Raw genomic sequence first — 24,228 nt, forward strand, 5'->3', positions numbered from 1 at the left:
TTTGGCTGCGAGAGGACGGGCCTGTGTCACGTTTCATATCGAGCTGGCGAGTCACAGCGGGGCGGTGCGCCGGGTATCTGTTGCCCTGCGTGCTCTTGACCGTCGGAATGGTCCCGCCACAGGCCGTTCGCGGTGGGGACAGCGGGTACAGGGGAGCAGCGACGCTGGAGTGGCGGCCGTGCCAGGACCCGGCACAGCAGGGATTCGAGTGCGCGACGCTGAACGTGCCGCTCGACTACGACCGTCCGGCGGGCGAAGCCATCGAACTCGCCGTGATCCGGCACAAGGCGACCAGCCCGTCCGAGAGAATCAGCTCGCTGTTCTTCAACCCCGGCGGCCCCGGCGGTCCGGGCACGGACGCGCTGCCGGCCTGGTACGACCGCTACTTCCCGGCCGATCTGCGCAAACGTTTCGACATCGTCAGCTGGGATCCTCGCGGCGTGGGCCGCAGCACCGCGGTGCGCTGTTTCCGTGACGCCGCGGAAGCCACGGCCTTCTGGGCTCGGCGGCCCGCGGGATTCCCGGTGGGCGAGAGGGAACGGCAGTACTGGTTCGCCGGGAGGGCGGAGCTGGCCAAAGGCTGCGAGCAGCACGCCGCGCAGCTGCTGCCGTACGTCTCCACCCCCTACAGCGCCCGCGATCTGGACCGGTTGCGCCAGGCGGTGGGGGACCGGCAACTGCGCTACTGGGGCGTCTCGTACGGCACGTTCCTCGGCGCCGTCTACGCCAACCTCTTCCCCGACAAGGTGGGCGGCCTGATCCTGGACGGAAACGTCGACCCCCGCAACTACGCCGACGGCGCCATGGACAGCGAGCCGCAGCAGACCACCTCGTTGCGGATCGGCTCGGACCTGGGCTCGGCCGACACCCTGCAACAGTTCCTCACGCTGTGCGGTCAGACCTCCACCGCGGGCTGCGCCTTCTCGGCGGGCAGCCCCCAGGCGACCCGCGCCAAGTTCAACGACCTGATGCAACGGCTCCGGCGAAGCCCCGTGGGCGAGTGGACGTACGCCAAGACCGTGTCGGATCTGCGCCAGTCCCTCTACATCATCGATCCGGGCTGGCCCGACGCCGCCGAGATGCTCCAGCGACTGTGGCAGGGTCGCGCTCCTCAGGCGGCCCCGCCCCTTCCGCCCGGGAAGTATCCGGGGACCGAGCAGGAGGCCGCGATCGTCTGCTCCGAGAGCCCCAATCCCCGTGTACTCAGCCGCTACGCCGAACTCGACGCCTTCGCCGCCGCGCGCGCGGGAGACCTCGGCCGTCGCTGGGTGTGGGACTACGAGTGGTGTGCGCAGTGGCCGGCCACGGCCGCCCAGCGCTACACCGGCCCGTGGAACAGGCGGACCGCCCACCCGATTCTGGTCGTCAATCCCCGCTACGACACGGCAACCCCCTACCAGTCGGCCGAGGCCATGACCCGCGAACTGGCCGACGCGCGCCTGCTGACCCTCGAAGGCTACGGGCACACCGCTCTGCTCAACCCGAGCGCCTGCGTGAACCGGTACGCCGTGCGCTACCTCACCACAGGCGCCCTGCCACCCGTCGGCGCCACCTGCCGACAGGACGCCCCGCCCTTCGGCCCCGCCGAGCCGCCCGCTGGCTCCGGCCCGGGCCGCGGAATCGTCGAGGCCTGCGGCGCGCTGATGTTCCACCTCTGCTCGGTTGGCGGAAAGCGGGAGATCCACGCTCCGGAGACGCTGCGCTCGTGGATCCGCCGGGCGCAGGCCGACGCCGGGAAGCGCCCGGGGACCAGCACCGCGGTGTCGGAGAGGTAGGCCGGCTGCGGGCGGAGAACCGTGAGCTGAAGCGGGCGAACGAGATCCTGCGCGCCGCGGTCTTCCTTGCGGCCGAGCTCGACTGGCCCACCTTTCGGGCCGGCCGAGTCCGACCGGCCCGAAAGTCCTCGGGAGGTTCATCGCGGATTACGAGGACCACCGGGGCCGGGTGCGGCCCGGCCGTGCAGGATCCTTCGTCGTCAGATGGTTACCAGCCGCGGGCGCGCCACTCCGCGAGATGGGGGCGCTCGGCGCCGAGGGTGGTGTCGTTGCCGTGGCCCGGGTACACCCAGGTCTCATCCGGCAGCGCCCCGAACAGCTTGGCCTCCACCCCGTCGAGCAGGCTGGTGAACTCCTCGGATTGTGTTGTCCGGCCGACGCCCCCCGGGAAGAGGCAGTCGCCGGTGAACACGTGCGGGTGCCCGTGCGGGTCGTCGTAGATGAGCGCGATCGAACCGGGGGTGTGCCCGACCAGGTGGCGCGCGGTCAGCCCGACCCGCCCGACGCGCACCGTGTCGCCGTCGGCGACGAGCACGTCGGTCGCCACCGGGATGCCCTCGGCGTCGTGGGCGCCCGCGTAGGTCCGCGCGCCGGTCGCCTCGACGACCTCCTGGAGCGCGCCCCAGTGGTCGCCGTGCCGGTGGGTGGTGACGACGGACGCGATGCCGTCGTCACCGATCAGGTTGAGCAGCGTGTCCGCCTCGGCGGCCGCGTCGATCAACAGCTGCTCGCCGGTGGCCCGGCAGCGCAGCAGGTAGGCGTTGTTGTTCATCGCGCCCACCGCGACCTTGGAAATCATCAGGTCCGCGAGTTCGTGCACGTCGGCAGCACCGCCGACCCTGACCGCTCCGCTGTACGTCATGACTCGATCCTAGAGCGCCGGGAGGGCGGGGAGGGGGCCGCCTTCGACGGACAGGCGGGCTCCCTTGGCGCCGCGGCCGGCGAGCCAGCCGAGGAGCTCGTCGGCGGGGCCGGTGACGGCCACGGGGGCGCCCTCGGGGCCGCCGGTGTGCCAGGTGCGCTCGTCGGTGCCGTCGGTGTCGTCGGCGGGCGCGGTCAGCGTGACCGGGGGCACCTCGGGGCGGCCGGACCAGCGGTCGGCGAGGAAGACGATCTCGCGCTCGGTGAACTCGCCGGGGAGGTCGGCGAGCTCGTAGCCGACGTTCAGGTCGACGTGGTGCAGCTCGACCTCGACGAGCCGGCGGAACGGCACGTTGGAGGCGAGGTCGGTGATGCCGTTGCGCAGCTCGACCGTGCGGGACCAGTCCTGGGGAGGCTCGGTGGTGGCCATGAAGCGGGCCGCGGAATCACGGACGTCCGCCAGTTGTTCTTCCAGGGGCCGGCCGGCATCGCGCTCGATGTCGGCGTCACGCGCGGCGGCGCTCTCGTACATCGGGCGCCCCTCGAAGACGTTGACGAGGGCATCGGCGTTGCGGGCGAGGTGCGCCAGCACGTGGCCGCGGGTCCATCCCGGCAGGTGTGACCCACCGGCCAGGGCGGCGTTGTCCAGTTTCGCGGCCGCGGTCAGCAGTCGCTCCGTGGCCTCACGTACAGATCGCAGGTCGTGCACATGATCACTCATGGTCCGAGCCTAGTGGTTCCCGAGTGGGCGGCCACACGATCGGGTGAAGCGGTCTGCGGAGTGCCGTAAATCGAATGTGCGTGCTATACGCTCGGAAGTCCAGACTCCAACTCCATCGCAGAGGCGCCCCCCATACCCTGGGACGGGGGCCCGTGCCCCCGCTCTCTCAAGAAAGGTGCGGACCGGCGTGACCGACCGTCTCATCGTTCGTGGCGCTCGCGAGCACAACCTCAAGAACGTCTCGCTCGACCTGCCCCGCGACTCCCTCATCGTCTTCACCGGACTCTCCGGGTCGGGCAAGTCCTCCCTGGCCTTCGACACGATCTTCGCCGAGGGCCAGCGCCGGTACGTCGAGTCGCTCTCCTCGTACGCCCGCCAGTTCCTCGGGCAGATGGACAAGCCCGACGTGGACTTCATCGAGGGCCTCTCCCCGGCCGTCTCGATCGACCAGAAGTCCACCTCGCGCAACCCGCGCTCCACCGTGGGCACCATCACCGAGGTCTACGACTACCTCCGCCTGCTCTTCGCGCGCATCGGCAAGCCGCACTGCCCCGAGTGCCGCCGCCCGATCTCGCGGCAGTCGCCGCAGGCGATCGTCGACAAGGTGCTCGCACTCCCCGAGGGCAGCCGCTTCCAGGTGCTCTCGCCGCTCGTGCGCGAGCGCAAGGGCGAGTTCGTGGACCTCTTCGCCGACCTGCAGACCAAGGGCTACAGCCGGGCGCGGGTGGACGGGGAGACCATCCAGCTCTCCGAGCCGCCCACCCTGAAGAAGCAGGAGAAGCACACCATCGAGGTGGTCATCGACCGCCTCACCGTCAAGGAAGGCGCCAAGCGCCGGCTCACCGACTCGGTGGAGACCGCCCTCGGGCTGTCGGGCGGCATGGTGATCCTGGACTTCGTCGACCTCGCCGAGGACGACCCCGAGCGTGAGCGGATGTACTCCGAGCACCTCTACTGCCCGTACGACGACCTGTCCTTCGAGGAGCTGGAGCCGCGCTCCTTCTCCTTCAACTCGCCCTTCGGCGCCTGCCCCGAGTGCACCGGCATCGGTACGCGCATGGAGGTGGACCCGGAGCTGATCGTCCCGGACGAGGACAAGTCCCTGGACGAGGGCGCGGTCTCGCCGTGGTCGCTCGGCCACACCAAGGACTACTTCCAGCGGCTGGTCGGCGCCCTCGCGCAGGAGCTCGGCTTCCGGACGGACATCGCGTGGGCCGGTCTGCCGCTCCGGGCGAAGAAGGCCCTGCTCTACGGGCACAAGACGCAGATCGAGGTCCGCTACCGCAACCGGTACGGGCGGGAGCGGGCGTACACGACGGCCTTCGAGGGCGCCGTGCCGTTCGTCAAGCGCCGGCACTCGGAGTCCGAGAGCGACGCCAGCCGCGAGCGCTTCGAGGGCTACATGCGCGAGGTGCCGTGCCCGACCTGTGAGGGCACCAGGCTCAAGCCGATCGTGCTCGCCGTGACCGTGATGGAGAAGTCCATCGCCGAGGTCGCCGCGATGTCGATCAGCGAGTGCGCGGACTTCCTGGGGCAGATGCGCCTCGACGCCCGCGACAAGAAGATCGCCGAGCGGGTCCTGAAGGAGGTCAACGAGCGGCTCCGCTTCCTCGTCGACGTCGGTCTGGACTACCTCTCGCTCAACCGCGCCGCCGGCACCCTCTCGGGCGGCGAGGCGCAGCGCATCCGGCTGGCCACGCAGATCGGCTCCGGCCTCGTGGGCGTGCTGTACGTCCTCGACGAGCCCTCCATCGGCCTGCACCAGCGGGACAACCACCGGCTGATCGAGACGCTGGTGCGGCTGCGGGACATGGGCAACACCCTGATCGTGGTCGAGCACGACGAGGACACCATCAAGGTGGCCGACTGGGTCGTGGACATCGGCCCCGGCGCGGGTGAGCACGGCGGCAAGGTCGTGCACAGCGGTTCGCTGAAGGACCTGCTGAAGAACCCCGAGTCGATGACGGGCCAGTACCTGTCGGGCAAGCGGTCCATCCCGCTGCCGGACGTGCGCCGTCCCGTGAACGGGGACCGCAGGCTCACCGTGCACGGCGCCAAGGAGAACAACCTGCGGGACATCGACGTGTCCTTCCCGCTGGGCGTGCTCACCGCCGTCACGGGCGTGTCGGGGTCGGGCAAGTCCACGCTCGTCAACGACATCCTCTACACGCACCTGGCGCGCGAGCTGAACGGCGCCCGCTCGGTGCCGGGACGGCACACGCGGGTGGACGGGGACGACCTCGTCGACAAGGTCGTGCATGTCGACCAGTCGCCGATCGGCCGGACCCCGCGCTCGAACCCGGCGACGTACACCGGCGTCTTCGACCACGTGCGCAAGCTCTTCGCGGAGACCATGGAGGCGAAGGTGCGCGGCTACCTGCCGGGCCGCTTCTCCTTCAACGTGAAGGGCGGCCGGTGCGAGAACTGCTCCGGTGACGGCACGATCAAGATCGAGATGAACTTCCTGCCGGACGTCTACGTCCCGTGCGAGGTGTGCCACGGCGACCGGTACAACCGGGAGACGCTGGAGGTCCACTACAAGGGCAAGTCCATCGCGGAAGTCCTGAACATGCCGATCGAGGAGGCGCTGGACTTCTTCGAGGCCGTGCCGACGATCGCCCGTCACCTGCGCACCCTCAACGAGGTCGGCCTCGGGTACGTGCGGCTCGGGCAGTCGGCGCCGACCCTGTCGGGCGGTGAGGCACAGCGCGTGAAGCTGGCCTCGGAGCTCCAGAAGCGCTCGACGGGGCGGACGGTCTACGTCCTGGACGAGCCGACGACCGGCCTGCACTTCGAGGACATCTCCAAGCTGATCAAGGTGCTGTCCGGCCTGGTCGACAAGGGGAACACCGTGATCGTCATCGAGCACAACCTCGATGTCATCAAGACGGCGGACTGGGTCGTGGACATGGGCCCCGAAGGCGGTTACGGCGGCGGGCTCGTCGTCGCGGAGGGCACCCCCGAGCAGGTCGCCTCGGTCGGCGCAAGCCACACCGGCAAGTTCCTCCGGGACATCCTCGGGGCCGACCGCATCTCCGACGCGGGGGCGCCCCCGGTGCGGACCGCGGCGAAGAAGGCCCCGGCCAAGAAGGCGGCGGCCGCGAAGAAGGCGGCTCCGGCCAAGAAGACGACGGCGCGGGCCCGCAAGGTCTGAACGCTGCGTTGAGCGGGCGCGGGAGGGGCTCGGCCTGGCGGCCGGGCCCCTCTCCGTTTGCGGCGCCGGCTGCCGCGCCGCCGGGCCGCCGGGCCGGGTTCGGCCGGGCGGGGGCCTCAGGAGGCGATGCCCACTGCCTGGCGGGTCGTGTCCGGGTCCGTCAGCGTGACCAGGAGGGCGTCCGCGACGTCCGCGCGGGAGATGGTGCGGGCGTCCGGCACGTTGGCGCCGATCACCCGGCGGTAGTTGCCGGTGCGCGGCTTGTTCAGCAGGCGCGGCGGGCGGATCACCGTCCAGCGGGCGCGGCTCGCGCCGATCGCCGTCTCCATGACCGCCAGGTCCGCGTACAGGTCGCTCAGGAACCACCGCAGGACGGGCAGGAGCACCTTCCTGGCGATCACGCCGTCGCTGGGGACGTCCGGGCCGACGGGGGCCGCGCTGACCACCGCCAGGCGGCTCACGTCCGCCCGGTCCATGGCCGCCAGGATGGCCCGTACCGCGGGACCGGTGACCGGGCTGCGCTTGGCCTGCTTGTTGGTGCCCGCGCCCAGTGCCGAGATCACGGCCTCGCGGCCCGCCAGGAGCGGGACCAGGGCCTCGGCGTCCGTGAGGTCGGGCACCACGGCCACCTCCAGCCGGTCGTGCGCCGGCACGCCCAGCCGTGCGGGGTCGCGGACCACGGCCGTCACGTCGTGGCCCGCCGTCAGCGCCTGCCGGACGACCTCGCGGCCGACGCCGCCCGTGGCTCCGAACACCGTGATCTTCATCCCTGAGCTCCCGGACCAGAGGGGTGGGTGAGCCGTTGCTCGCCCCGTTTTCCCTCAGGGTGCCACCGCGGGTGCGGGCGGACGCTCGTGGCCCGGTGGAGCACGGGTCGAAGCGTCAGAGCTCCGCCGCGTACGGCGGCTCCGCGCCCGCACGCGTGCACGTCAGCGCGGCCGCGTGGGCGGCGTAGGCCAGTACGTCGGGCCAGTCCGCGGAGTCCGCCGGGGCCGCGGAGCCCGCCCGCCCGGCCGGGGCCGAAAGCCGGTGCAGCAGCGCCGCGTTCACCGTGTCGCCCGCGCCGATCGTGTCGGCCACCGGCACCCGGCGCGCCGCCACGGAGTGCTCCGCGCCGCCGCTCGTCCACACCGTCAGGCCCGCCGCACCCCGGGTGAGCACCACCGCCGAGGGGCCCGCCGCCAGCCAGTCGCCGACCCGGCCGCCCAGCCACGCCGCGTCCTCCTCCGACAGCTTGAGCACCGACACGTACGGCAGCCACTCCAGGAAGCGGGAACGGTACGCCGCGGGGTCCGCGATCAGCGCGGGCCGGATGTTGGGGTCGAGCAGGGTCAGCAGCCCGCGCCCGGACTCCCGGCGCAGCAGGGCCTCGTACGCGCTCGCGCCGGGCTCCAGGACGAGCGAACAGGTGCCGAGCGCGAGGGCGCGTGCACCGGCGGGCAGCGCGGCCGGCAGCTCGAAGAGCCGGTCCGCCGTGCCCTCGACGTAGAAGCCGTAGGCGGCCGAGCCGTCCGGGGCGAGCGAGGGCACGGCGAGGGTGGTGGGTTCCGGGCCGCGCTGCACCAGCGACAGGCCGACCCCGGCCGCGCGCAGCCCGGCCAGCAGGCTCTCGCCGAAGCCGTCCTCCGAGACCCGGGAGCAGAAGGAGACCTCCGCCCCGAGCCTGCCGAGGGCGAGCGCGGTGTTGTACGGTCCGCCGCCCGGCCGTGGCAGCAGCGCGCCCGGCGGCTGCGCCACGGGCACCAGGTCGATCAGGGCTTCTCCGCCGACGACGATCACGCGGGGGAAGGTATCCCATCGGGCGCCGGTATCGTCGGGTGGGCCGAACACCGTGCCGAGAGCCAGGGAGCCCCATGTCCGCGTCGCCGTCTGCCGCCCGCCGTACCGTCCTCAAGGGCGCCGCCGCGCTCGCCGGGGCCGCCGGGGCCGGACTGACCCTCGCGGCCTGCTCCACCGAGACCAACAGCGGCAACGGCTCCCCGGCGGTTCCCGCCGAGCCCGTCGAGCTCGGCGCGGCGACCGGGGTCCCGGTCGGCGGTGCCAAGCTGTTCCGGGAGCGCAAGCTCGTCGTCAGCTGCAAGGAAGCCGGCCAGTACAAGGCCTTCAGCGCCCAGTGCACGCACGCGGGCTGCGTCCTGGACAAGATCGTCGAGGGCGAGGGCAACTGCCCCTGCCACGGCAGCCGCTTCGACGTGACGACGGGCAAGGTCCTGCGCGGCCCGGCCACCGACCCGCTGCCCGAGGTCCCGGTCAAGGTCGAGGGCGGCAAGCTCGTCGCGGGCTAGTACAGCAGCACCGCGGGGGCCCGGGCTCACTCCCAGTCCCAGGCGATCCCGAGGATCCCGCGCCCCACGCACGGCTCGACCAGGTGCACCGTCCGGTGCCGCCCGCTCGGGGTCAGGTCCGCGAGCTGCCCGCGCGGCGCGCCGGGCCCGGTCCGGCTGAAGCGGTGGCACCGCACCGGCAGCGCCGCCTCGTCGAAGCGGACCTGGAGCACGTACTGCCCGCCGGTGTAGCTGAAGCCGCGCACGTACTCGGTGCTGCGGCCGCCGGTGCCGTCCTCGAAGCCGTAGCCGAAGACGTACGTGTCGCCCGCGCGCAGCCTGGCGTCGAAGAGGAGCTCGGCGACGAGCACCTCGGCCTCGCGGTGCCAGCGCACGCGTCCGGTCCGGCAGTTCTCGTCGGCCCGCACCCGTACCCGCGCCGGGTCGCAGCCGGGGTCGCCGTGGTGGACGGCAAGGTACCGGTCGACCCCGTCGCGGTGGGCCCGTACGACGTGCTGCGACTCGTGGCCCAGGAGTTCCCCGGCGGGCCCGACCCGTACCCGCTCGTGGTGGCCGACGGTGTGCAGGCCGCCGTCGGCGGGCAGTTCCATGCCGGCCAGCAGCTCCTCCACGGCCGCGCCCACGCTGATCAGCGCCCGGTACGAGCGGGCCGGCGGCCGGACCGCCTGGGGCCCGGCGGCGGCGTCCTGCGGCTCGGCGAGCAGCCGTCGCAGGGTGCCGTCGGGCAGTTCCAGGATCTGCTCCAGTGCCTGTACGGCCTTCAGGGACTCGGCGCGGCGGGGTCTTCGGGCGCCCTGCTGCCAGTAGCTGAGGCTCGTCACGCCGACCTTGATGCCGCGGGCCGCGAGCCGGTGCTGCACCCGGTGCAGGGGCAGTCCGCGCGCGGTGAGCGCGGCGCGGAGCGCGAGGTGGAAGGGCCCGGCGCGCAGGAGGTGGGCCAGCTCGGGCGTGGGGTTCCCGGTCGGGCGCATGACGGCTCCTCTTGTGAACGTTCACGCACGAGGGTGCGGGAGGGTGCGGCGGTGACGCCCGTGGCCGGGTGGATCCAGGTGAATGGACGGCAGACGTTCACATCGCAGTCCCACCGTTCACACCGCAATGTCACGGCGTATTGAAGCCTGTTGACCTGCTCGCGACAACACCACGATGCTCCTCCACAGCGTCCGGACGCGGTCCTCCACCCCCCACTCCCCACCTCGGGAGGAACGCGATGCGCAACCGAAACGGGCGGCTCACCCTGGCCGCCTTCCTCACCACCCTGCTCCTCGCCCTGTCCGCCGGCACCGCCACCGCCGCCGATGCCGGATCGGACACGGCCCTCGCGACCAAGCGCCTGAACATCACCATGCAGGCGCAGCAGAAGACCAACTGGTGCTGGGCCGCGGGCGGCAACACCATCGCCACCTGGTTCGGCCGCAACTACACCCAGAACCAGTTCTGCAACGCCGCCTTCAACCGTCAGCAGGGGTACGACTGCCCCAACAACCAGGCCACCCTCGGCAACGTCCAGAACGCCCTGGACTGGGCCGGCATCAACTCCGGTTCGTACGTGACCGGCTGGCTGCGCTACTCCACGGTGCAGACCGAGATCAACGCCAACCGCCCGATCGAGACCCGCATCCAGTGGTCCAACGGCGGCGGCCACATGCACGTCGTCTACGGCTACGACACCGCCAACAGCTGGGTCTACTGGGGCGACCCGTGGCCCTCCAGCGACCGCTACAACTGGGCCTCGCACGCCTGGTACGTGGACAACAGCACCTTCTCCTGGACCCACTCGCTCTACCGGATCGGGGCGTGACCGCCATGGCCCACGCACCTCGCACGCCGCGCGCCGCAGCCGTGCTCCTCGCCACCACCGCGGTCCTGGCGCTCGCCCCGCAGGCCTTCGCCGCCCCCGTGCCGCAGCCGCAGTCCGCCACCGCCGAGACCCGGGCGGCGGCCGCACAGGCGGCCACCGCCCCCGGCACCCTGGCCACGCTGTCCCGCTTCTTCGCCCGTGAGGGCAAGGTCGGCCTGGCCGCCGCGCAGCCCCGTATCGAGGGCGAGGCGATCCCGGTCAGCCACCTCTCCCCGGACTTCGTCGCGGGCAAGCCCGGCGCGAGTGTCGCCCGCCTGGAGTTCCTCGCCAGCAGGGCGGTCTCCTCCGACGGCCAGCAGGCCGCCCTGTGGACCGCCAGGACCGAAGCGGGCTGGCAGGTCGTGAACATAGCCACCGGCGACGACGAGTTCCGCTACGCACAGCTCGGCGCCGCCAAACTCCCGGGCGGCACCGTGTTCCGGGAGCCGCAGATCGACGCCTGGTACGTCGCCGAGGGCAGCCGCGTGCTGCCGCTGGACGAGGACGCCGTACGGGCCGTGGGCGAGCGGGGCACGACCCTGACCGCCTACCAGGCCCGGGTCGCCAAGGCCTACGGGGACAAGCTGCCCGGCTCCGCCTACGCCAAGGGCGGCAAGGCCGGCGGCTACGCCGATCCGCAGACCGGTGCGGAGGGCGCGGCCCTGGCGGTCGGGGCCGGGGCCGGGAGCGGAGCCGGTGACGACGGGACCGTGCCCGTGCCGGCCGCAGCCGCGGCCGGCGCGCTCGCCCTCGGGGCGCTGGGCACCCTCGCGGTGCGCAGGTCGCGCCGGGCCCGGGCGGGGGGCTGAGCACCGGGCCCCACCCCACGGGCGGGCGCCGCTGACCCCGGCGCCCGCCCACGGGCCGTCAGGCCGCGCGGCGCCGGTCCGCACCGGCGCCGCGCGGGGGGTACGACGGCCCGCCGGCAGCGCGCGGCCCCCACCGCACGGGCCGGCCCGCGCCACGGGGCCGGGCCCGCGCCGCGCGACCCCACGGGGAGTGCGTCCCGCCCCGGACGCACTCCCGCCGCCGCGGGGCGGGGAACGGTCCGGTTGTCGCACCCCGCCAGTAGGGTGGTTGGCATGGCCGACCCTTCCAGCTACCGCCCGAAGCCTGGACAGATCCCCGACTCTCCGGGGGTCTACAAATTCCGCGACGAGCACCGACGGGTGATCTACGTCGGGAAGGCCAAGAGCCTGCGCCAACGCCTGGCCAGCTACTTCCAGGACGTCGCCGGGCTGCACCCGCGTACCGCCACGATGGTGACCACGGCCGCGTCCGTCGAGTGGACGGTCGTCTCCACCGAGGTCGAGGCGCTCCAGCTGGAGTACTCCTGGATCAAGGAGTTCGACCCCCGGTTCAACGTCAAGTACCGCGACGACAAGAGCTACCCCTCCCTCGCCGTGACCATGAACGAGCAGTACCCCCGAGTCCAGGTCATGCGCGGCCCCAAGAAGAAGGGCGTGCGCTACTTCGGCCCCTACGGACACGCCTGGGCCATCCGCGAGACCGTCGACCTGATGCTGCGCGTCTTCCCCGTACGCACCTGCTCCGCCGGGGTGTTCAAGCGCTCCGCCCAGATCGGCCGCCCCTGCCTGCTCGGCTACATCGGCAAGTGCTCCGCGCCCTGCGTCGGCCGGGTCACCCCCGAGGAGCACCGCGAACTGGCCGAGGACTTCTGCGACTTCATGGCCGGGCGCACCGGCACCTACCTCTCCCGCCTCGAAGCGCAGATGCGCGAGGCCGCCGAGGACATGGAGTACGAGAAGGCCGCACGGCTGCGCGACGACATAGGGGCCCTGCGCCGGGCCATGGAGAAGAACGCCGTCGTCCTCGCCGACGCCACCGACGCCGACCTGATCGCGGTCGCCGAGGACGAGCTCGAAGCCGCCGTGCAGATCTTCCACGTACGCGGCGGCCGGGTCCGCGGCCAGCGCGGCTGGGTCACCGACAAGGTCGAGGCCGTCGACACCGCCGGGCTCGTCGAGCACGCCCTCCAGCAGCTGTACGGCGAGGAGAAGGGCGAGGCCGTCCCCAAGGAGGTGCTGGTCCCGGCGCTCCCGGAGGACACCCCGGCCCTCACCGAGTGGCTGGCCGAGCGCCGCGGCTCCCAGGTCAGCCTGCGCGTGCCGCAGCGCGGGGACAAGAAGGCCCTGATGGAGACCGTCCACCGCAACGCCCAGCAGTCCCTCGTCCTGCACAAGACCAAGCGGGCCAGCGACCTCACCACCCGCTCCCGGGCGCTGGAGGAGATCGCCGAGGCCCTGGAGCTGGACAGCGCCCCGCTGCGCATCGAGTGCTTCGACATCTCCCACCTCCAGGGCGACGACGTGGTGGCCTCCATGGTCGTCTTCGAGGACGGCCTCGCCCGCAAGGGCGAGTACCGGCGCTTCCAGATCAAGTCGTTCGAGGGACAGGACGACGTCCGCTCCATGCACGAGGTGATCTCCCGGCGCTTCCGCCGCTACCTCCAGGAGAAGCTGAAGACGGGGGAGTGGTCACCCGAAGACGGCGCTGACGGTGCGGAGGCCCCGGAGGAGGACGACGGCCGCCCCAGGCGCTTCGCGTACCCGCCCCAGCTCGTCGTGGTCGACGGCGGACAGCCGCAGGTCGCCGCCGCCAAGCGGGCCCTGGAGGAGCTCGGCGTGGACGACGTGGCCGTGTGCGGCCTGGCCAAGCGGCTGGAGGAGGTCTGGCTGCCCGGCGAGGACGACCCCGTGGTGCTGCCCCGCACCAGCGAGGGCCTCTACCTGCTCCAGCGGGTGCGTGACGAAGCCCACCGGTTCGCGATCCAGTACCAGCGCAACAAGCGCGGCAAGCGCTTGAAATCGGGCCCGCTGGACGATGTGCCCGGCCTCGGCGAGAGCCGCAAGCTGGCCCTGGTCAAGCACTTCGGTTCGGTGAAAAAGCTGAGACAGGCGACAATCGACCAGATCTGCGAGGTCCCGGGCATAGGCCGCAAGACGGCCGAGACCGTGGCCGCGGCCCTCGCCCAGGCGGTTCCCGCTGGTCCTGCCGTCAACACGGCGACAGGGGAGATCATTGAGGATGAGATCCCCGCGTCGGCGGGGGCATCGTCCGAACGGGGGACCGAGCAATGACCCAGCACGAGTCCGAGCACGTGACCGAGCACGAGACCGAGCACGACCGAGACGGAGCACAGGTGAGTACGGGCCTGACAGTGGAGCCCGGAGATACCGCCGAGGCGGCCATCCCCGAGCTGGTGATCATCTCCGGAATGTCCGGGGCCGGCCGCAGCACCGCGGCCAAGTGCCTGGAGGACCTCGGCTGGTTCGTCGTCGACAACCTCCCGCCGGCGCTGATCCCCACCATGGTGGAGCTCGGGGCCCGCTCGCAGGGCAACGTGGCGCGCATCGCCGTCGTCGTCGACGTCCGGGGCCGCCAGTTCTTCGACGCCCTGCGCGAGTCCCTCTCCGACCTGGAGGCCCGCGGCGTCACCCGGCGCATCGTCTTCCTGGAGTCCTCCGACGACGCGCTCGTACGCCGCTTCGAGTCGGTCCGCCGCCCGCACCCCCTCCAGGGCGACGGCCGCATCGTCGACGGCATCGCCGCCGAGCGCGACCTGCTGCGCGAGCTGCGCGGAGACGCCGACCTGGTCATCGACACCTCCAGCCTCAACGTGCACGAGCTGCGCGCCAAGATGGACGCCCAGTTCGCGGGCGACGAGGAGCCCGAGCTGCGGGCCACCGTCATGTCCTTCGGCTACAAGTACGGCCTCCCCGTCGACGCCGACCTCGTCGTCGACTGCCGCTTCATCCCCAACCCGCACTGGGTCCCGGAGCTGCGCCCCTTCACCGGGCTCAACGAGGAGGTGTCGGGGTACGTCTTCAGCCAGCCCGGCGCCAAGGAGTTCCTCGACCGCTACACCGAGCTGCTCCAGCTCATCGCCACCGGCTACCGCCGCGAGGGCAAGCGGTACGTGACCATCGCCGTCGGCTGTACGGGCGGCAAGCACCGCAGCGTGGCCATGTCCGAGAAGCTCGCCGCCCGCCTCGCCTCCGAAGGGGTCGAGACCGTCGTCGTCCACAGGGACATGGGGCGCGAGTGACCGGACGCACCCTGAGGCTGCGCCGCCTGCGCCGGCTCACCTCCGGCCGGGCCGAGGACGGCGTGGGCCGCACCGGCCTGCGCCGCGGCGCGGCCCCCAAGGTGGTCGCACCCAAGGTCGTGGCGCTGGGCGGCGGCATGGGGCTCTCGGCCTCCCTCGCCGCCCTGCGCCGGATCACCGGTGACCTCACCGCGGTGGTCACCGTCGCCGACGACGGCGGCTCCAGCGGACGCCTGCGCGAGGAGCTCGGCGTACTGCCGCCCGGCGACCTGCGCAAGGCGCTGGCCGCGCTGTGCGGGGACGACGACTGGGGCCAGACCTGGGCCCGGGTCATCCAGCACCGTTTCCAGTCCGAGGGCGACCTGCACGGGCACGCGGTCGGAAACCTGCTGATCGTCGCCCTGTGGGAACAGCTCGGCGACCCCGTCCAGGCCCTCGACCTGGTCGGGAAGCTGCTCGGCGCCCAGGGACGCGTGCTGCCGATGTCGGCGGTGCCGCTGGAGCTCCAGGCCCTGGTCAGGGGCCACGACCCGGCCCGCCCCGGGGACGTGGACACCGTACGGGGGCAGGCCACCGTGGCCACCACCCCCGGCGAGGTGCTCTCCGTACAGGTCGTGCCCGGCGACCCGCCGGCCGTGCCGCAGGCCGTCGCGGCGGTGCTGGACGCCGACTGGGTGGTGCTCGGCCCGGGGTCCTGGTTCTCCTCGGTGATCCCCCACCTGCTGGTGCCGCAACTGCTCGACGCGCTGGTCGAGACCAAGGCCCGGCGGGTCCTCTCGCTGAACCTCGCTCCGCAACCCGGCGAAACAGAGGGCTTCTCTCCGCAGCGTCATTTGGAGGTTTTGGCCCGACACGCCCCTAAACTCGCCCTGGACGTGGTGCTGGCCGACGAGGCCGCCGTGCCCGACCGCGAGTCCCTCGCCGATGCCGCAAAACGGTTCGGTGCCGCGGTCGAGCTGGCGCCCGTGGCCAGGGAAGACGGCTCTCCGAAGCATGATCCGGAGCTGCTCGCCGCCGCGTACGACCGTATTTTTCGGATGCATGGAAGGATCGGCCCATGGCGATGACGCCCGCGGTGAAGGATGAGATCGCCCGCCTGCCCGTCACCCGCACCTGCTGCAGGAAGGCGGAGGTCTCGGCGATCCTTCGGTTCGCGGGCGGGTTGCACCTGGTGAGCGGACGGATCGTCATCGAGGCGGAGCTGGACGCGGGCATCGCGGCCCGCCGGCTGCGCAAGGACATCCTGGAGATCTTCGGGCACTCCTCGGACCTGGTGATCATGGCTCCCGGCGGACTGCGCCGCGGCAACCGCTACGTCGTCCGGGTCGTCGCCGGCGGCGACCAGCTGGCGCGCCAGACGGGCCTGGTGGACGGCCGCGGCCGCCCCATCCGAGGACTTCCCCCGCAGGTGGTCTCCGGGGCCACCTGTGACGCCGAGGCGGCCTGGCGCGGGGCCTTCCTGGCCCACGGCTCGCTCACCGAGCCCGGCCGCTCCTCCTCCCTGGAGGTCACCTGCCCCGGCCCGGAGGCCGCCCTGGCGCTGGTCGGCGCCGCCCGCCGCCTCTCCATCGCCGCCAAGGCCCGCGAGGTCCGCGGCGTGGACCGGGTCGTCGTACGGGACGGCGACGCGATCGGCGCCCTGCTGACCCGGCTCGGCGCCCACGACTCGGTGCTGGCCTGGGAGGAGCGGCGGATGCGGCGCGAGGTCCGCGCCACCGCCAACCGCCTCGCCAACTTCGACGACGCCAACCTGCGCCGCTCGGCGCGCGCCGCGGTGGCCGCCGGAGCCCGGGTCCAGCGCGCGCTGGAGATCCTCGGCGAAGAGGTCCCCGAGCACCTCGCCGCGGCCGGCCGGCTGCGCATGGAGCACAAGCAGGCCTCCCTGGAGGAGCTGGGCGCGCTCGCCGACCCGCCGCTGACCAAGGACGCGGTCGCGGGCCGGATCCGCCGCCTGCTGGCGATGGCCGACAAGCGGGCCCAGGACCTCGGTATCCCGGGCACCGAGTCGAACCTCGACCTCAGCGAGGAGATGGCCGACAACATGGCCGGATAGGCCGTCCGGCGAGCCGTACACCGGAAGGGGTCCGCGCGATCACTCGTGCGGGCCCCTTCTCGGTACGCCCCATTGACATGAGCATGGGCTGATCGTGAGCCTGTCGTCCGAAGCTTTCGTGGCAGACGACGCCCAGGGGGGCACATGAGGCACCGCGCGAGATCGATCCTCGCCGCAAGCGCACTCGTCTTCGGAACCACACTCGCCGCACTGCCCGCGGCGGCCCAGGACCGGTCCACGGCGCCCGACAGGGCCGCCGCCGACGAGGTGCGGGTCTACGACGCCGACATCACCAAGGAACAGGTACCGCTCGTCCTCGCGGCCGGGCAGGACGCCCACGAGCTCTCCGAACGCGCCCCCGACACCGGGACCGCCAAGGTCGAGCTCTTCCTCACCGGCGACCAGGCCGCAGAGCTCGCGGCCCAGGGCATCAAGCTCGCCGAGCGCAAGGTTCCGGCCGAAGCCGAGGCCCGCTCCCAGGCCGCGGGCGACGGGGTCTTCCGCCCGTACAGCGGCAAGGGCGGCCTCCAGGAGGAGATCCTCCGGACCGCCCAGGAGAACCCCGGCCTCACCAAAGTCGTCTCCATCGGCAAGACCGTCCAGGGCAAGGACATCCTCGCCCTCAAGGTCAGCAAGAACGCCAAGAAGGGCAAGGACGGCGACAAGCCGTCCGTCCTCTACATGTCCAACCAGCACGCCCGGGAGTGGATCACCCCCGAGATGACCCGGCGGCTGATGCACCACACCCTGGACAACTACGGCAAGGACCAGCGGATCACCAAGCTGGTGGACTCCACCGAGCTGTGGTTCCTGCTCTCCGCCAACCCCGACGGCTACGACTACACGCACGCCCCCGACGGCCAGCGGCTGTGGCGCAAGAACCTGCGCGACAACAACGGCGACGGCACGATCACCGCCGGCGACGGGGTCGACCTCAACCGCAACTTCGCCTACAAGTGGGGCTACGACAACGAGGGTTCCTCCCCGAACCAGTCGAGCGAGACCTACCGCGGCACCAAGGCCTCCTCCGAGCCCGAGACCGAGGCCCTCGACCGGTTCCAGAAGCGCATCGGCTTCGACTACGCCATCAACTACCACTCCGCCGCCGAACTGATCCTCTACGGCGTGGGCTGGCAGGTGGCCACCCCCACCCCGGACGACGTGGCCTACAAGACGCTGGCGGGCACCCCGGAGAACCCGGGCGTCCCGGGCTACTACCCGCAGGTCTCCTCCGAGCTGTACACGACCAACGGCGAGGCCGACGGCCACGCGTCCAACGCCAACGGCATCATGATGTTCACGCCGGAGATGACCACCTGCCAGACGGCCTCCGAGATCGACCCGAACGACCGGTGGAAGCCCGAGGACTGCGCCTCCGGCTTCAACTTCCCGGACGACGAGAAGCTCATCCAGGCGGAGTTCGCCAAGAACGTCCCCTTCGCCCTCGCGGTCGGCGAGAGCGCCGCGCACCCGGACCGGCCCTCGTCCCCCGTGGGCCTGAGCGCCGCGGACTTCACCCTGGACCCCTTCACCACCTCCTACGCGGCCCGCGGCGAGGACCAGACGGTCTCCGTCACGGCCCGCAAGGCGCTCCGGGACAAGGAGCTCAACTTCCGGATCAACGGCGGCCGGACGCACGACGAGGACCTTGAGGCCTGGAAGGGCGGCGAGGTCTACGGCGGCGAGGACAACAACTGGTTCGACGAGTACCGGGCCGAGGTGGACGGCGCCAGGCCCGGCGACAAGGTCGAGGTCTGGTTCACCGGCCGCGACCGCGGCAAGCAGGTCTCCAGCGAGCACTTCACGTACACGGTGGCCGAACGGCCGCGCGCGGACGTACTGGTGATCGCCGAGGAGGGCGCCACGGCCCAGCACGCCCAGACCTACGTCGACGCACTGCGTGCCAACGGCAGGTCCGCGGCCGTCTGGGACGTCGCCGCCCAGGGAGCGCCGCACCACCTGGGCGTGCTCTCCCACTTCGGTACGGCCGTCCACTACACCGGCGCCAAGACCCCCGGCGGCGCCACCCAGCTCGCCGTACGCGACTTCCTGAACGAGGGCGGCAAGCTGATCGAGGCCGGTGAACTGGCGGGCGGCAACGCCCAGGTCGGCCGCGCCGTCACCAACGACTTCAGCCAGTACTGGCTCGGCGCCTTCGGCCGGGCGAGCGTCAGCGGTCCCACCGGGTTCACCGGAGCAGGCTCCCTCGCCGGGGCCAAGGGCGGCCTCGGGGACGCGGCGGGCAACCCGCTCAACGCCCCCGGGTCCTACACGGTGACCTCCGAGACCCTGGCGCCCGCGCAGTTCCCGCAGTTCAAGAGCGCGCAGGCAGGCCAGTACGCCGGGGTCGTGAACCCGTACGCGCCCTTCGCCGGCACCGGGATGGCCGCGGCCACCCACGTCGACGACGACTGGAAGCGCCTGACCCGCACCATCGACCTGACCGGGGTCACCGCGGCCGACAGGCCGCAGCTCAGGACGGCCCTGAACTGGAACACCGAGGAGGGCTACGACCACGCGGTGCTGGAGGCCCGCACGGCCGGCGGGGACGACTGGACCACGCTGCCCGAGGCGAGCGGTCTGAGCACCACCACCGTCCCCGAGGAGTGCGGGGCCGGGTTCTTCGTCAACGGCCACCCGTTCCTGCGGCGCTACCTCACCCTCGACTCCGGCGGCTGCACCGCGCAGGGCACGAGCGGAGCCTGGAACAGCTTCACCGGGTCCTCCGGGGGGTGGAAGCAGGTCTCCTTCGACCTGAGCGCGTACGCGGGCAAGAGCGTCGAGGTCTCCCTCTCCTACATCACCGACCCCGGTTCGGGGGGCCGCGGTGTCTTCGCGGACGAGGCACGCCTGAGCGTGGGCGGAGCCGACCGGGCCGTCGAGGGCTTCGAGACGTCCCTCGGGGTCTGGACCGCCCAGGGCGCACCTGCCGGAAGTCCCGATGTTCCGGGCGATTGGTCCCGGTCCGGGGAGCTGTTCAAGTCCTACGCGTCGGTCACTACGGGTGACACCGTGCTCCTCGGTTTCGGCCTGGAACACCTGCCGGCGGCGGCCGACCGCACGCTACTCGTCGGTAAGGCGCTTCGATCGCTGAACCGCTGACCAGCAGCCCCACCCGCCGCTCACCCTGAGTGACGGGGACGAAGGTCCCCGGGGTCCCGTGCCGGACGTTCCGGCCCAGGGCCCCGGGGCGTGTCAGCCCCCGGTCGATGTCACCCAGAAGCTCACAGAGAGGTAGGGTCGTAAGCGGTCGGGGACATCCCATACAGCTCGCCGGCGGACTTACCGGCGCACCAACGAGGAGATCGGTTCGTGACGATCCGCGTAGGCATCAACGGTTTTGGTCGAATTGGCCGCAACTACTTCCGGGCGCTCCTTGAGCAGGGAGCGGACATCGAGATCGTCGGTGTCAATGACCTGACTGACAACGCGACCCTTGTTCACCTGCTCAAGTACGACACCATCCTGGGCCGCCTCAAGCACGAGGTCTCCCACACGGCCGACACCATCACGGTCGGCGGCAACACCTTCAAGACCTTCGCCGAGCGCGACCCCGCGAACCTCCCCTGGGGCGAGCTGGGTGCCGACATCGTCATCGAGTCGACCGGCATCTTCACGAAGAAGGCCGACGCCGCCAAGCACATCGCGGCCGGCGCGAAGAAGGTCCTCATCTCGGCCCCGGCCAAGGACGAGGACATCACGATCGTGATGGGCGTCAACCACGACAAGTACGACGCGGACAACCACCACGTCATCTCCAACGCCTCCTGCACCACCAACTGCGTGGCGCCGATGGCCAAGGTCCTCCTCGAGAACTTCGGCATCGTCAAGGGCATGATGACGACGGTCCACGCGTACACGAACGACCAGCGCATCCTGGACTTCCCGCACTCGGACCTGCGCCGCGCCCGCGCCGCCGCCGAGAACATCATCCCGACCACCACCGGTGCCGCCAAGGCCACCGCGCTGGTGATCCCGGAGCTGGCGGGCAAGCTCGACGGCATCGCGATGCGCGTCCCGGTCCCGACCGGCTCCGTGACCGACCTGGTCATCGAGCTCGAGCGCGAGGTCACCAAGGACGAGGTCAACACCGCCTTCCAGAAGGCAGCCGAAGGCCAGCTCAAGGGCATCCTCGACTACACCGAGGACGCGATCGTCTCCTCCGACATCGTGAACTGGCCGTACTCGTGCACCTTCGACTCCTCCCTGACCATGGTCCAGGGCAAGAACGTCAAGGTCATCGGCTGGTACGACAACGAGTGGGGCTACTCCAACCGTCTCGTCGACCTGACGGTCTTCGTTGGCGGTCAGCTCTAACCACCAGGGCAGGAACCAGGATGTAGGTACAGGGTCCGAGCGGCGCGACGAAGCGCCGTTCGGGCCCTGTTGCTTGCCTTGTCCCTCTCGTACAAGGAGTAGAAACACATGAAGACGATCGACGAACTTCTCGCCGAAGGCGTCTCCGGCAAGCGGGTCTTCGTCCGCGCCGACCTCAACGTGCCGCTCGCCAACGGCGCCATCACCGACGACGGCCGCATCCGCGCCGTCCAGCCGACCATCGCGAAGCTCGCCGAGGCCGGCGCCCGCGTGGTCGTGGCCTCGCACCTGGGCCGCCCCAAGGGCGCCCCGGACCCGGCCTTCTCGCTCGCCCCGGCCGCGGCCCGCCTCGGCGAACTGCTCGGCGCGCAGGTCGCGTTCGCCACCGACACCGTCGGAGCCTCCGCCAAGGAGACCGTCGCCGCGCTCGCCGACGGCCAGGTCGCCGTCATCGAGAACCTCCGCTTCAACGCCGGTGAGACCTCGAAGGACGACGCCGAGCGCGGCGCCTTCGCGGACCAGCTCGCCGAGCTCGCCGACGTCTACGTCGGCGACGGCTTCGGCGCTGTCCACCGCAAGCACGCCTCGGTCTTCGACCTGCCCGCGCGCCTCCCGCACGCGGCCGGCTACCTCATCGCCACCGAGGTCGGCGTCCTGAAGAAGCTGACCGCGGACGTCAAGCGTCCCTACGTCGTGATCCTCGGCGGCGCCAAGGTCTCCGACAAGCTCGCCGTCATCGACGAGCTGCTCGGCAAGGCCGACCGCATCCTGATCGGCGGCGGCATGGCGTACACGTTCCTCTACGCCAAGGGCTACGAGGTCGGCATCTCCCTGCTCCAGAAGGACCAGGTGGAGGTCGTCAACGAGTACATGAAGCGTGCCGAGGAGACCGGCGTCGAGCTGGTCCTGCCGGTCGACATCCTCGCGTCCCAGGACTTCCCCGACCTCAAGGGCAAGACCCCGGCCGAGTTCGTCACCGTCGACGCGGACAAGATCCCCGCCGACAAGGAGGGTCTGGACATCGGTCCCAAGACCCGTGAGCTGTACGCATCGAAGATCGCCGACGCGGAGACCGTCTTCTGGAACGGTCCCGTGGGAGTCTTCGAGCACCCCGACTACGCCGGAGGCACCCGCGCCATCGCGCAGGCCCTCGTCGACAGCAGCGCCTTCACCGTCGTCGGCGGTGGCGACTCGGCCGCGGCCGTGCGCACGCTCGGCTTCGACGAGAACGCTTTCGGCCACATCTCTACCGGTGGTGGCGCCTCCCTCGAATACCTCGAGGGCAAGACGCTCCCCGGCCTCGCCGCACTGGAGGTCTGAACCCGTATGACCACGCGTACCCCGCTGATGGCGGGCAACTGGAAGATGAACCTCAACCACCTTGAGGCCATCGCCCACACCCAGAAGCTCGCCTTCGCCCTGGCCGACAAGGACTACGACGCCGTCGAGGTCGCGGTCCTGCCGCCCTTCGTCGACCTCCGCTCGGTCCAGACCCTGGTCGACGGCGACAAGCTGAAGATCAAGTACGGCGCCCAGGACATCTCGGCGCACGACTCCGGTGCCTACACCGGCGAGATCTCCGGCCCGATGCTCGCGAAGCTGCAGTGCTCCTACGTGGCCGTCGGCCACAGCGAGCGCCGCCAGTACCACGCCGAGAGCGACGAGATCTGCAACGCCAAGGTCAAGGCCGCCTACAAGCACGGGATCACCCCGATCCTGTGCGTCGGCGAGGGCCTGGACGTCCGCAAGGCCGGCCAGCAGGTCCCGTACACGCTGAGCCAGGTCGACGGCGGCCTCAAGGACGTCCCGGCCGAGCAGGTCGAGTCCATCGTGATCGCGTACGAGCCCGTATGGGCCATCGGGACCGGCGAGGTCGCCACCCCCGAGGACGCGCAGGAGGTCTGCGGTGCCATCCGCGGCCGCCTCGCGGAGCTGTACTCGCAGGAGCTGGCCGACAAGGTCCGCATCCAGTACGGCGGCTCGGTGAAGTCCGGGAACATCGCGGCGATCATGGCGCAGCCCGATGTCGACGGCGCCCTGATCGGCGGCGCGGCGCTGGACGCGGACGAGTTCGTCAAGATCGTCCGCTTCCGCGACCAGTGACGATCTCCGTGAGTATGCGGTAGGACGGATCCGTCGTACCCTTGCGGGGGCCAGGAGGCTGAACCACCAGCCACTGGCCCCCGCTGCACATTTCAGCGAAGCCGGAAAGCCAGAAAAGCCAGAAAGTAGGAATCAGCCGTGATTATGGGGTTCTCGATCGCCCTGATCGTCTTCAGCGCCCTGCTGATGCTGCTCGTGCTGATGCACAAGGGCAAGGGCGGCGGCCTTTCCGACATGTTCGGCGGCGGCATGCAGTCGTCGGTCGGCGGCTCCTCGGTCGCGGAGCGCAACCTCGACCGCATCACCGTCGTCATCGGTCTGCTGTGGTTCGCGTGCATCGTCGCGCTCGGCCTGCTCATGAAGTCCAACGGCAGCTGAAGCGTTCTGGCCATTCCGGCACTCCGGTCGGCTCCCTCCGGCCTATCATGAGGTCCGGCGTCCTGGTCACGGAAAAAGTAACTCTGCTCCCCACGGCTGTGGGGATGGTCCCTCCGGTCACTGCACGCGAGTTGGGCTATACGTAGACTTGGGCGCCCGCAGCGGAATTCCACTCACGCTTGGCGGCACCATCACGCAGGGAGTTACGACCGTGGCAAGTGGCAACGCGATCCGTGGTAGTCGGGTCGGAGCGGGGCCGATGGGTGAGGCCGAGCGCGGCGAATCCGCGCCCCGCCTGCGCATCTCCTTCTGGTGCTCGAACGGGCACGAGACGCAGCCGAGCTTCGCCAGCGACGCACAGGTGCCGGACACCTGGGACTGCCCGCGTTGCGGGTTCCCGGCCGGTCAGGACCGGGACAGCCCGCCCGCGCCGCCGCGTACCGAGCCGTACAAGACGCACCTGGCGTACGTACGGGAACGGCGCACCGACGCCGACGGCGAGGCGATCCTCGCCGAAGCACTCGCCAAACTGCGCGGCGAGATCTGAGTTCGTGACGTCCGGCCCGGCCCGCGGAGGCATCTCTCCGTGGGCCGGGCTTCTTTGTGGCGGTTGTGCCCCTTCCGATCCCTTAGGTTGGTGCGTGGCGGGGCACGACAGGACGGAAGAAGTGG

The 24,228-nt window shown here is 71.3% G+C and carries 20 protein-coding genes; 15 read left to right on the forward strand and 5 right to left on the reverse strand.

From position 1 onward, the window contains the following. Window positions 1-89: 89 nt before the first annotated feature. Window positions 90-1,775, forward strand: coding sequence for an alpha/beta hydrolase (locus AB0M99_RS16220; RefSeq protein WP_365920747.1), 1,686 nt, complete (start codon window positions 90-92; stop codon window positions 1,773-1,775). Window positions 1,776-1,983: 208 nt separating this feature from the next. Here the strand turns inward: AB0M99_RS16220 and AB0M99_RS16225 are convergent, their stop codons facing one another. Then, a complete protein-coding gene (locus tag AB0M99_RS16225; RefSeq protein WP_365920749.1) occupies window positions 1,984-2,637 on the reverse strand; it encodes an MBL fold metallo-hydrolase in 654 nt (217 codons plus the stop codon). Window positions 2,638-2,646: 9 nt separating this feature from the next. Then, complete coding sequence (locus AB0M99_RS16230; RefSeq protein WP_365920750.1) at window positions 2,647-3,357, reverse strand: maleylpyruvate isomerase family mycothiol-dependent enzyme; 711 nt, start codon at window positions 3,355-3,357, stop codon at window positions 2,647-2,649. Between the two features lie 187 nt (window positions 3,358-3,544). Here AB0M99_RS16230 and uvrA point away from each other — a divergent pair, with 187 nt between their 5' ends. Continuing rightward, window positions 3,545-6,511 carry an excinuclease ABC subunit UvrA gene (gene uvrA, locus AB0M99_RS16235; protein ID WP_365920752.1) on the forward strand — a complete coding sequence of 989 codons (2,967 nt, stop codon included), beginning with the start codon at window positions 3,545-3,547 and terminating at the stop codon, window positions 6,509-6,511. Window positions 6,512-6,627: 116 nt separating this feature from the next. Here the strand turns inward: uvrA and AB0M99_RS16240 are convergent, their stop codons facing one another. Both AB0M99_RS16240 and AB0M99_RS16245 read right to left on the reverse strand, forming a co-directional pair. Further along, window positions 6,628-7,278 carry an NAD(P)H-binding protein gene (locus tag AB0M99_RS16240; RefSeq protein WP_365920754.1) on the reverse strand — a complete coding sequence of 217 codons (651 nt, stop codon included), beginning with the start codon at window positions 7,276-7,278 and terminating at the stop codon, window positions 6,628-6,630. Window positions 7,279-7,393: 115 nt separating this feature from the next. Further along, window positions 7,394-8,290 carry a carbohydrate kinase gene (locus tag AB0M99_RS16245; RefSeq protein WP_365920756.1) on the reverse strand — a complete coding sequence of 299 codons (897 nt, stop codon included), beginning with the start codon at window positions 8,288-8,290 and terminating at the stop codon, window positions 7,394-7,396. Between the two features lie 74 nt (window positions 8,291-8,364). On the opposite strand from AB0M99_RS16245, the gene AB0M99_RS16250 reads away from it, so the two are divergent. Further along, a complete protein-coding gene (locus tag AB0M99_RS16250) occupies window positions 8,365-8,796 on the forward strand; it encodes a Rieske (2Fe-2S) protein (protein WP_365920758.1) in 432 nt (143 codons plus the stop codon). A 26-nt stretch (window positions 8,797-8,822) separates the two neighbouring features. Here AB0M99_RS16250 and AB0M99_RS16255 read toward each other — a convergent pair whose 3' ends face one another. Continuing rightward, complete coding sequence (locus AB0M99_RS16255; protein ID WP_365920759.1) at window positions 8,823-9,767, reverse strand: hypothetical protein; 945 nt, start codon at window positions 9,765-9,767, stop codon at window positions 8,823-8,825. Between the two features lie 239 nt (window positions 9,768-10,006). On the opposite strand from AB0M99_RS16255, the gene AB0M99_RS16260 reads away from it, so the two are divergent. The 12 genes from AB0M99_RS16260 (at window position 10,007) to AB0M99_RS16315 (ending at window position 24,103) form a co-directional block, all read left to right on the forward strand. Then, entirely contained in the window at window positions 10,007-10,597 is a 591-nt protein-coding gene (locus AB0M99_RS16260) for a papain-like cysteine protease family protein (protein WP_365920760.1), read from the forward strand. 5 nt (window positions 10,598-10,602) lie between these two features. Beyond that, entirely contained in the window at window positions 10,603-11,445 is an 843-nt protein-coding gene (locus AB0M99_RS16265; protein WP_365920762.1) for a hypothetical protein, read from the forward strand. Between the two features lie 273 nt (window positions 11,446-11,718). After that, the gene (gene uvrC / locus AB0M99_RS16270) at window positions 11,719-13,737 is read left to right on the forward strand and encodes an excinuclease ABC subunit UvrC (RefSeq protein ID WP_365920764.1); all 2,019 of its coding nucleotides are present in this window, start codon (window positions 11,719-11,721) and stop codon (window positions 13,735-13,737) included. Then, the gene (gene rapZ, locus AB0M99_RS16275) at window positions 13,734-14,705 is read left to right on the forward strand and encodes an RNase adapter RapZ (protein WP_365920765.1); all 972 of its coding nucleotides are present in this window, start codon (window positions 13,734-13,736) and stop codon (window positions 14,703-14,705) included. The genes uvrC and rapZ overlap by 4 nt, the downstream gene beginning before the upstream one ends. Beyond that, window positions 14,702-15,772 (forward strand): uridine diphosphate-N-acetylglucosamine-binding protein YvcK, encoded by a 1,071-nt coding sequence (gene yvcK, locus AB0M99_RS16280; protein ID WP_365920768.1) that lies wholly within the window; start codon window positions 14,702-14,704, stop codon window positions 15,770-15,772. Before rapZ ends, yvcK begins: the two co-directional genes overlap by 4 nt. Then, a complete protein-coding gene (whiA, locus tag AB0M99_RS16285) occupies window positions 15,763-16,758 on the forward strand; it encodes a DNA-binding protein WhiA (RefSeq protein WP_365920770.1) in 996 nt (331 codons plus the stop codon). Before yvcK ends, whiA begins: the two co-directional genes overlap by 10 nt. 144 nt (window positions 16,759-16,902) lie before the next feature. After that, window positions 16,903-19,860 (forward strand): M14 family zinc carboxypeptidase, encoded by a 2,958-nt coding sequence (locus tag AB0M99_RS16290; RefSeq protein ID WP_365920772.1) that lies wholly within the window; start codon window positions 16,903-16,905, stop codon window positions 19,858-19,860. A 210-nt stretch (window positions 19,861-20,070) separates the two neighbouring features. Beyond that, window positions 20,071-21,075 (forward strand): type I glyceraldehyde-3-phosphate dehydrogenase, encoded by a 1,005-nt coding sequence (gene gap / locus AB0M99_RS16295; protein WP_365920774.1) that lies wholly within the window; start codon window positions 20,071-20,073, stop codon window positions 21,073-21,075. A 108-nt stretch (window positions 21,076-21,183) separates the two neighbouring features. Continuing rightward, a complete protein-coding gene (locus AB0M99_RS16300) occupies window positions 21,184-22,395 on the forward strand; it encodes a phosphoglycerate kinase (RefSeq protein WP_365920775.1) in 1,212 nt (403 codons plus the stop codon). 6 nt (window positions 22,396-22,401) lie between these two features. Continuing rightward, window positions 22,402-23,178 carry a triose-phosphate isomerase gene (gene tpiA / locus AB0M99_RS16305; RefSeq protein ID WP_365920777.1) on the forward strand — a complete coding sequence of 259 codons (777 nt, stop codon included), beginning with the start codon at window positions 22,402-22,404 and terminating at the stop codon, window positions 23,176-23,178. Between the two features lie 144 nt (window positions 23,179-23,322). Further along, the gene (gene secG, locus AB0M99_RS16310; RefSeq protein ID WP_358893201.1) at window positions 23,323-23,556 is read left to right on the forward strand and encodes a preprotein translocase subunit SecG; all 234 of its coding nucleotides are present in this window, start codon (window positions 23,323-23,325) and stop codon (window positions 23,554-23,556) included. Window positions 23,557-23,767: 211 nt separating this feature from the next. After that, window positions 23,768-24,103 (forward strand): RNA polymerase-binding protein RbpA, encoded by a 336-nt coding sequence (locus AB0M99_RS16315; RefSeq protein WP_008741068.1) that lies wholly within the window; start codon window positions 23,768-23,770, stop codon window positions 24,101-24,103. Window positions 24,104-24,228: the final 125 nt, after the last annotated feature.

It is taken from the genome of Streptomyces sp. NPDC051183 (assembly GCF_040682455.1).
Taxonomy (GTDB): Bacteria; Actinomycetota; Actinomycetes; order Streptomycetales; family Streptomycetaceae; genus Streptomyces.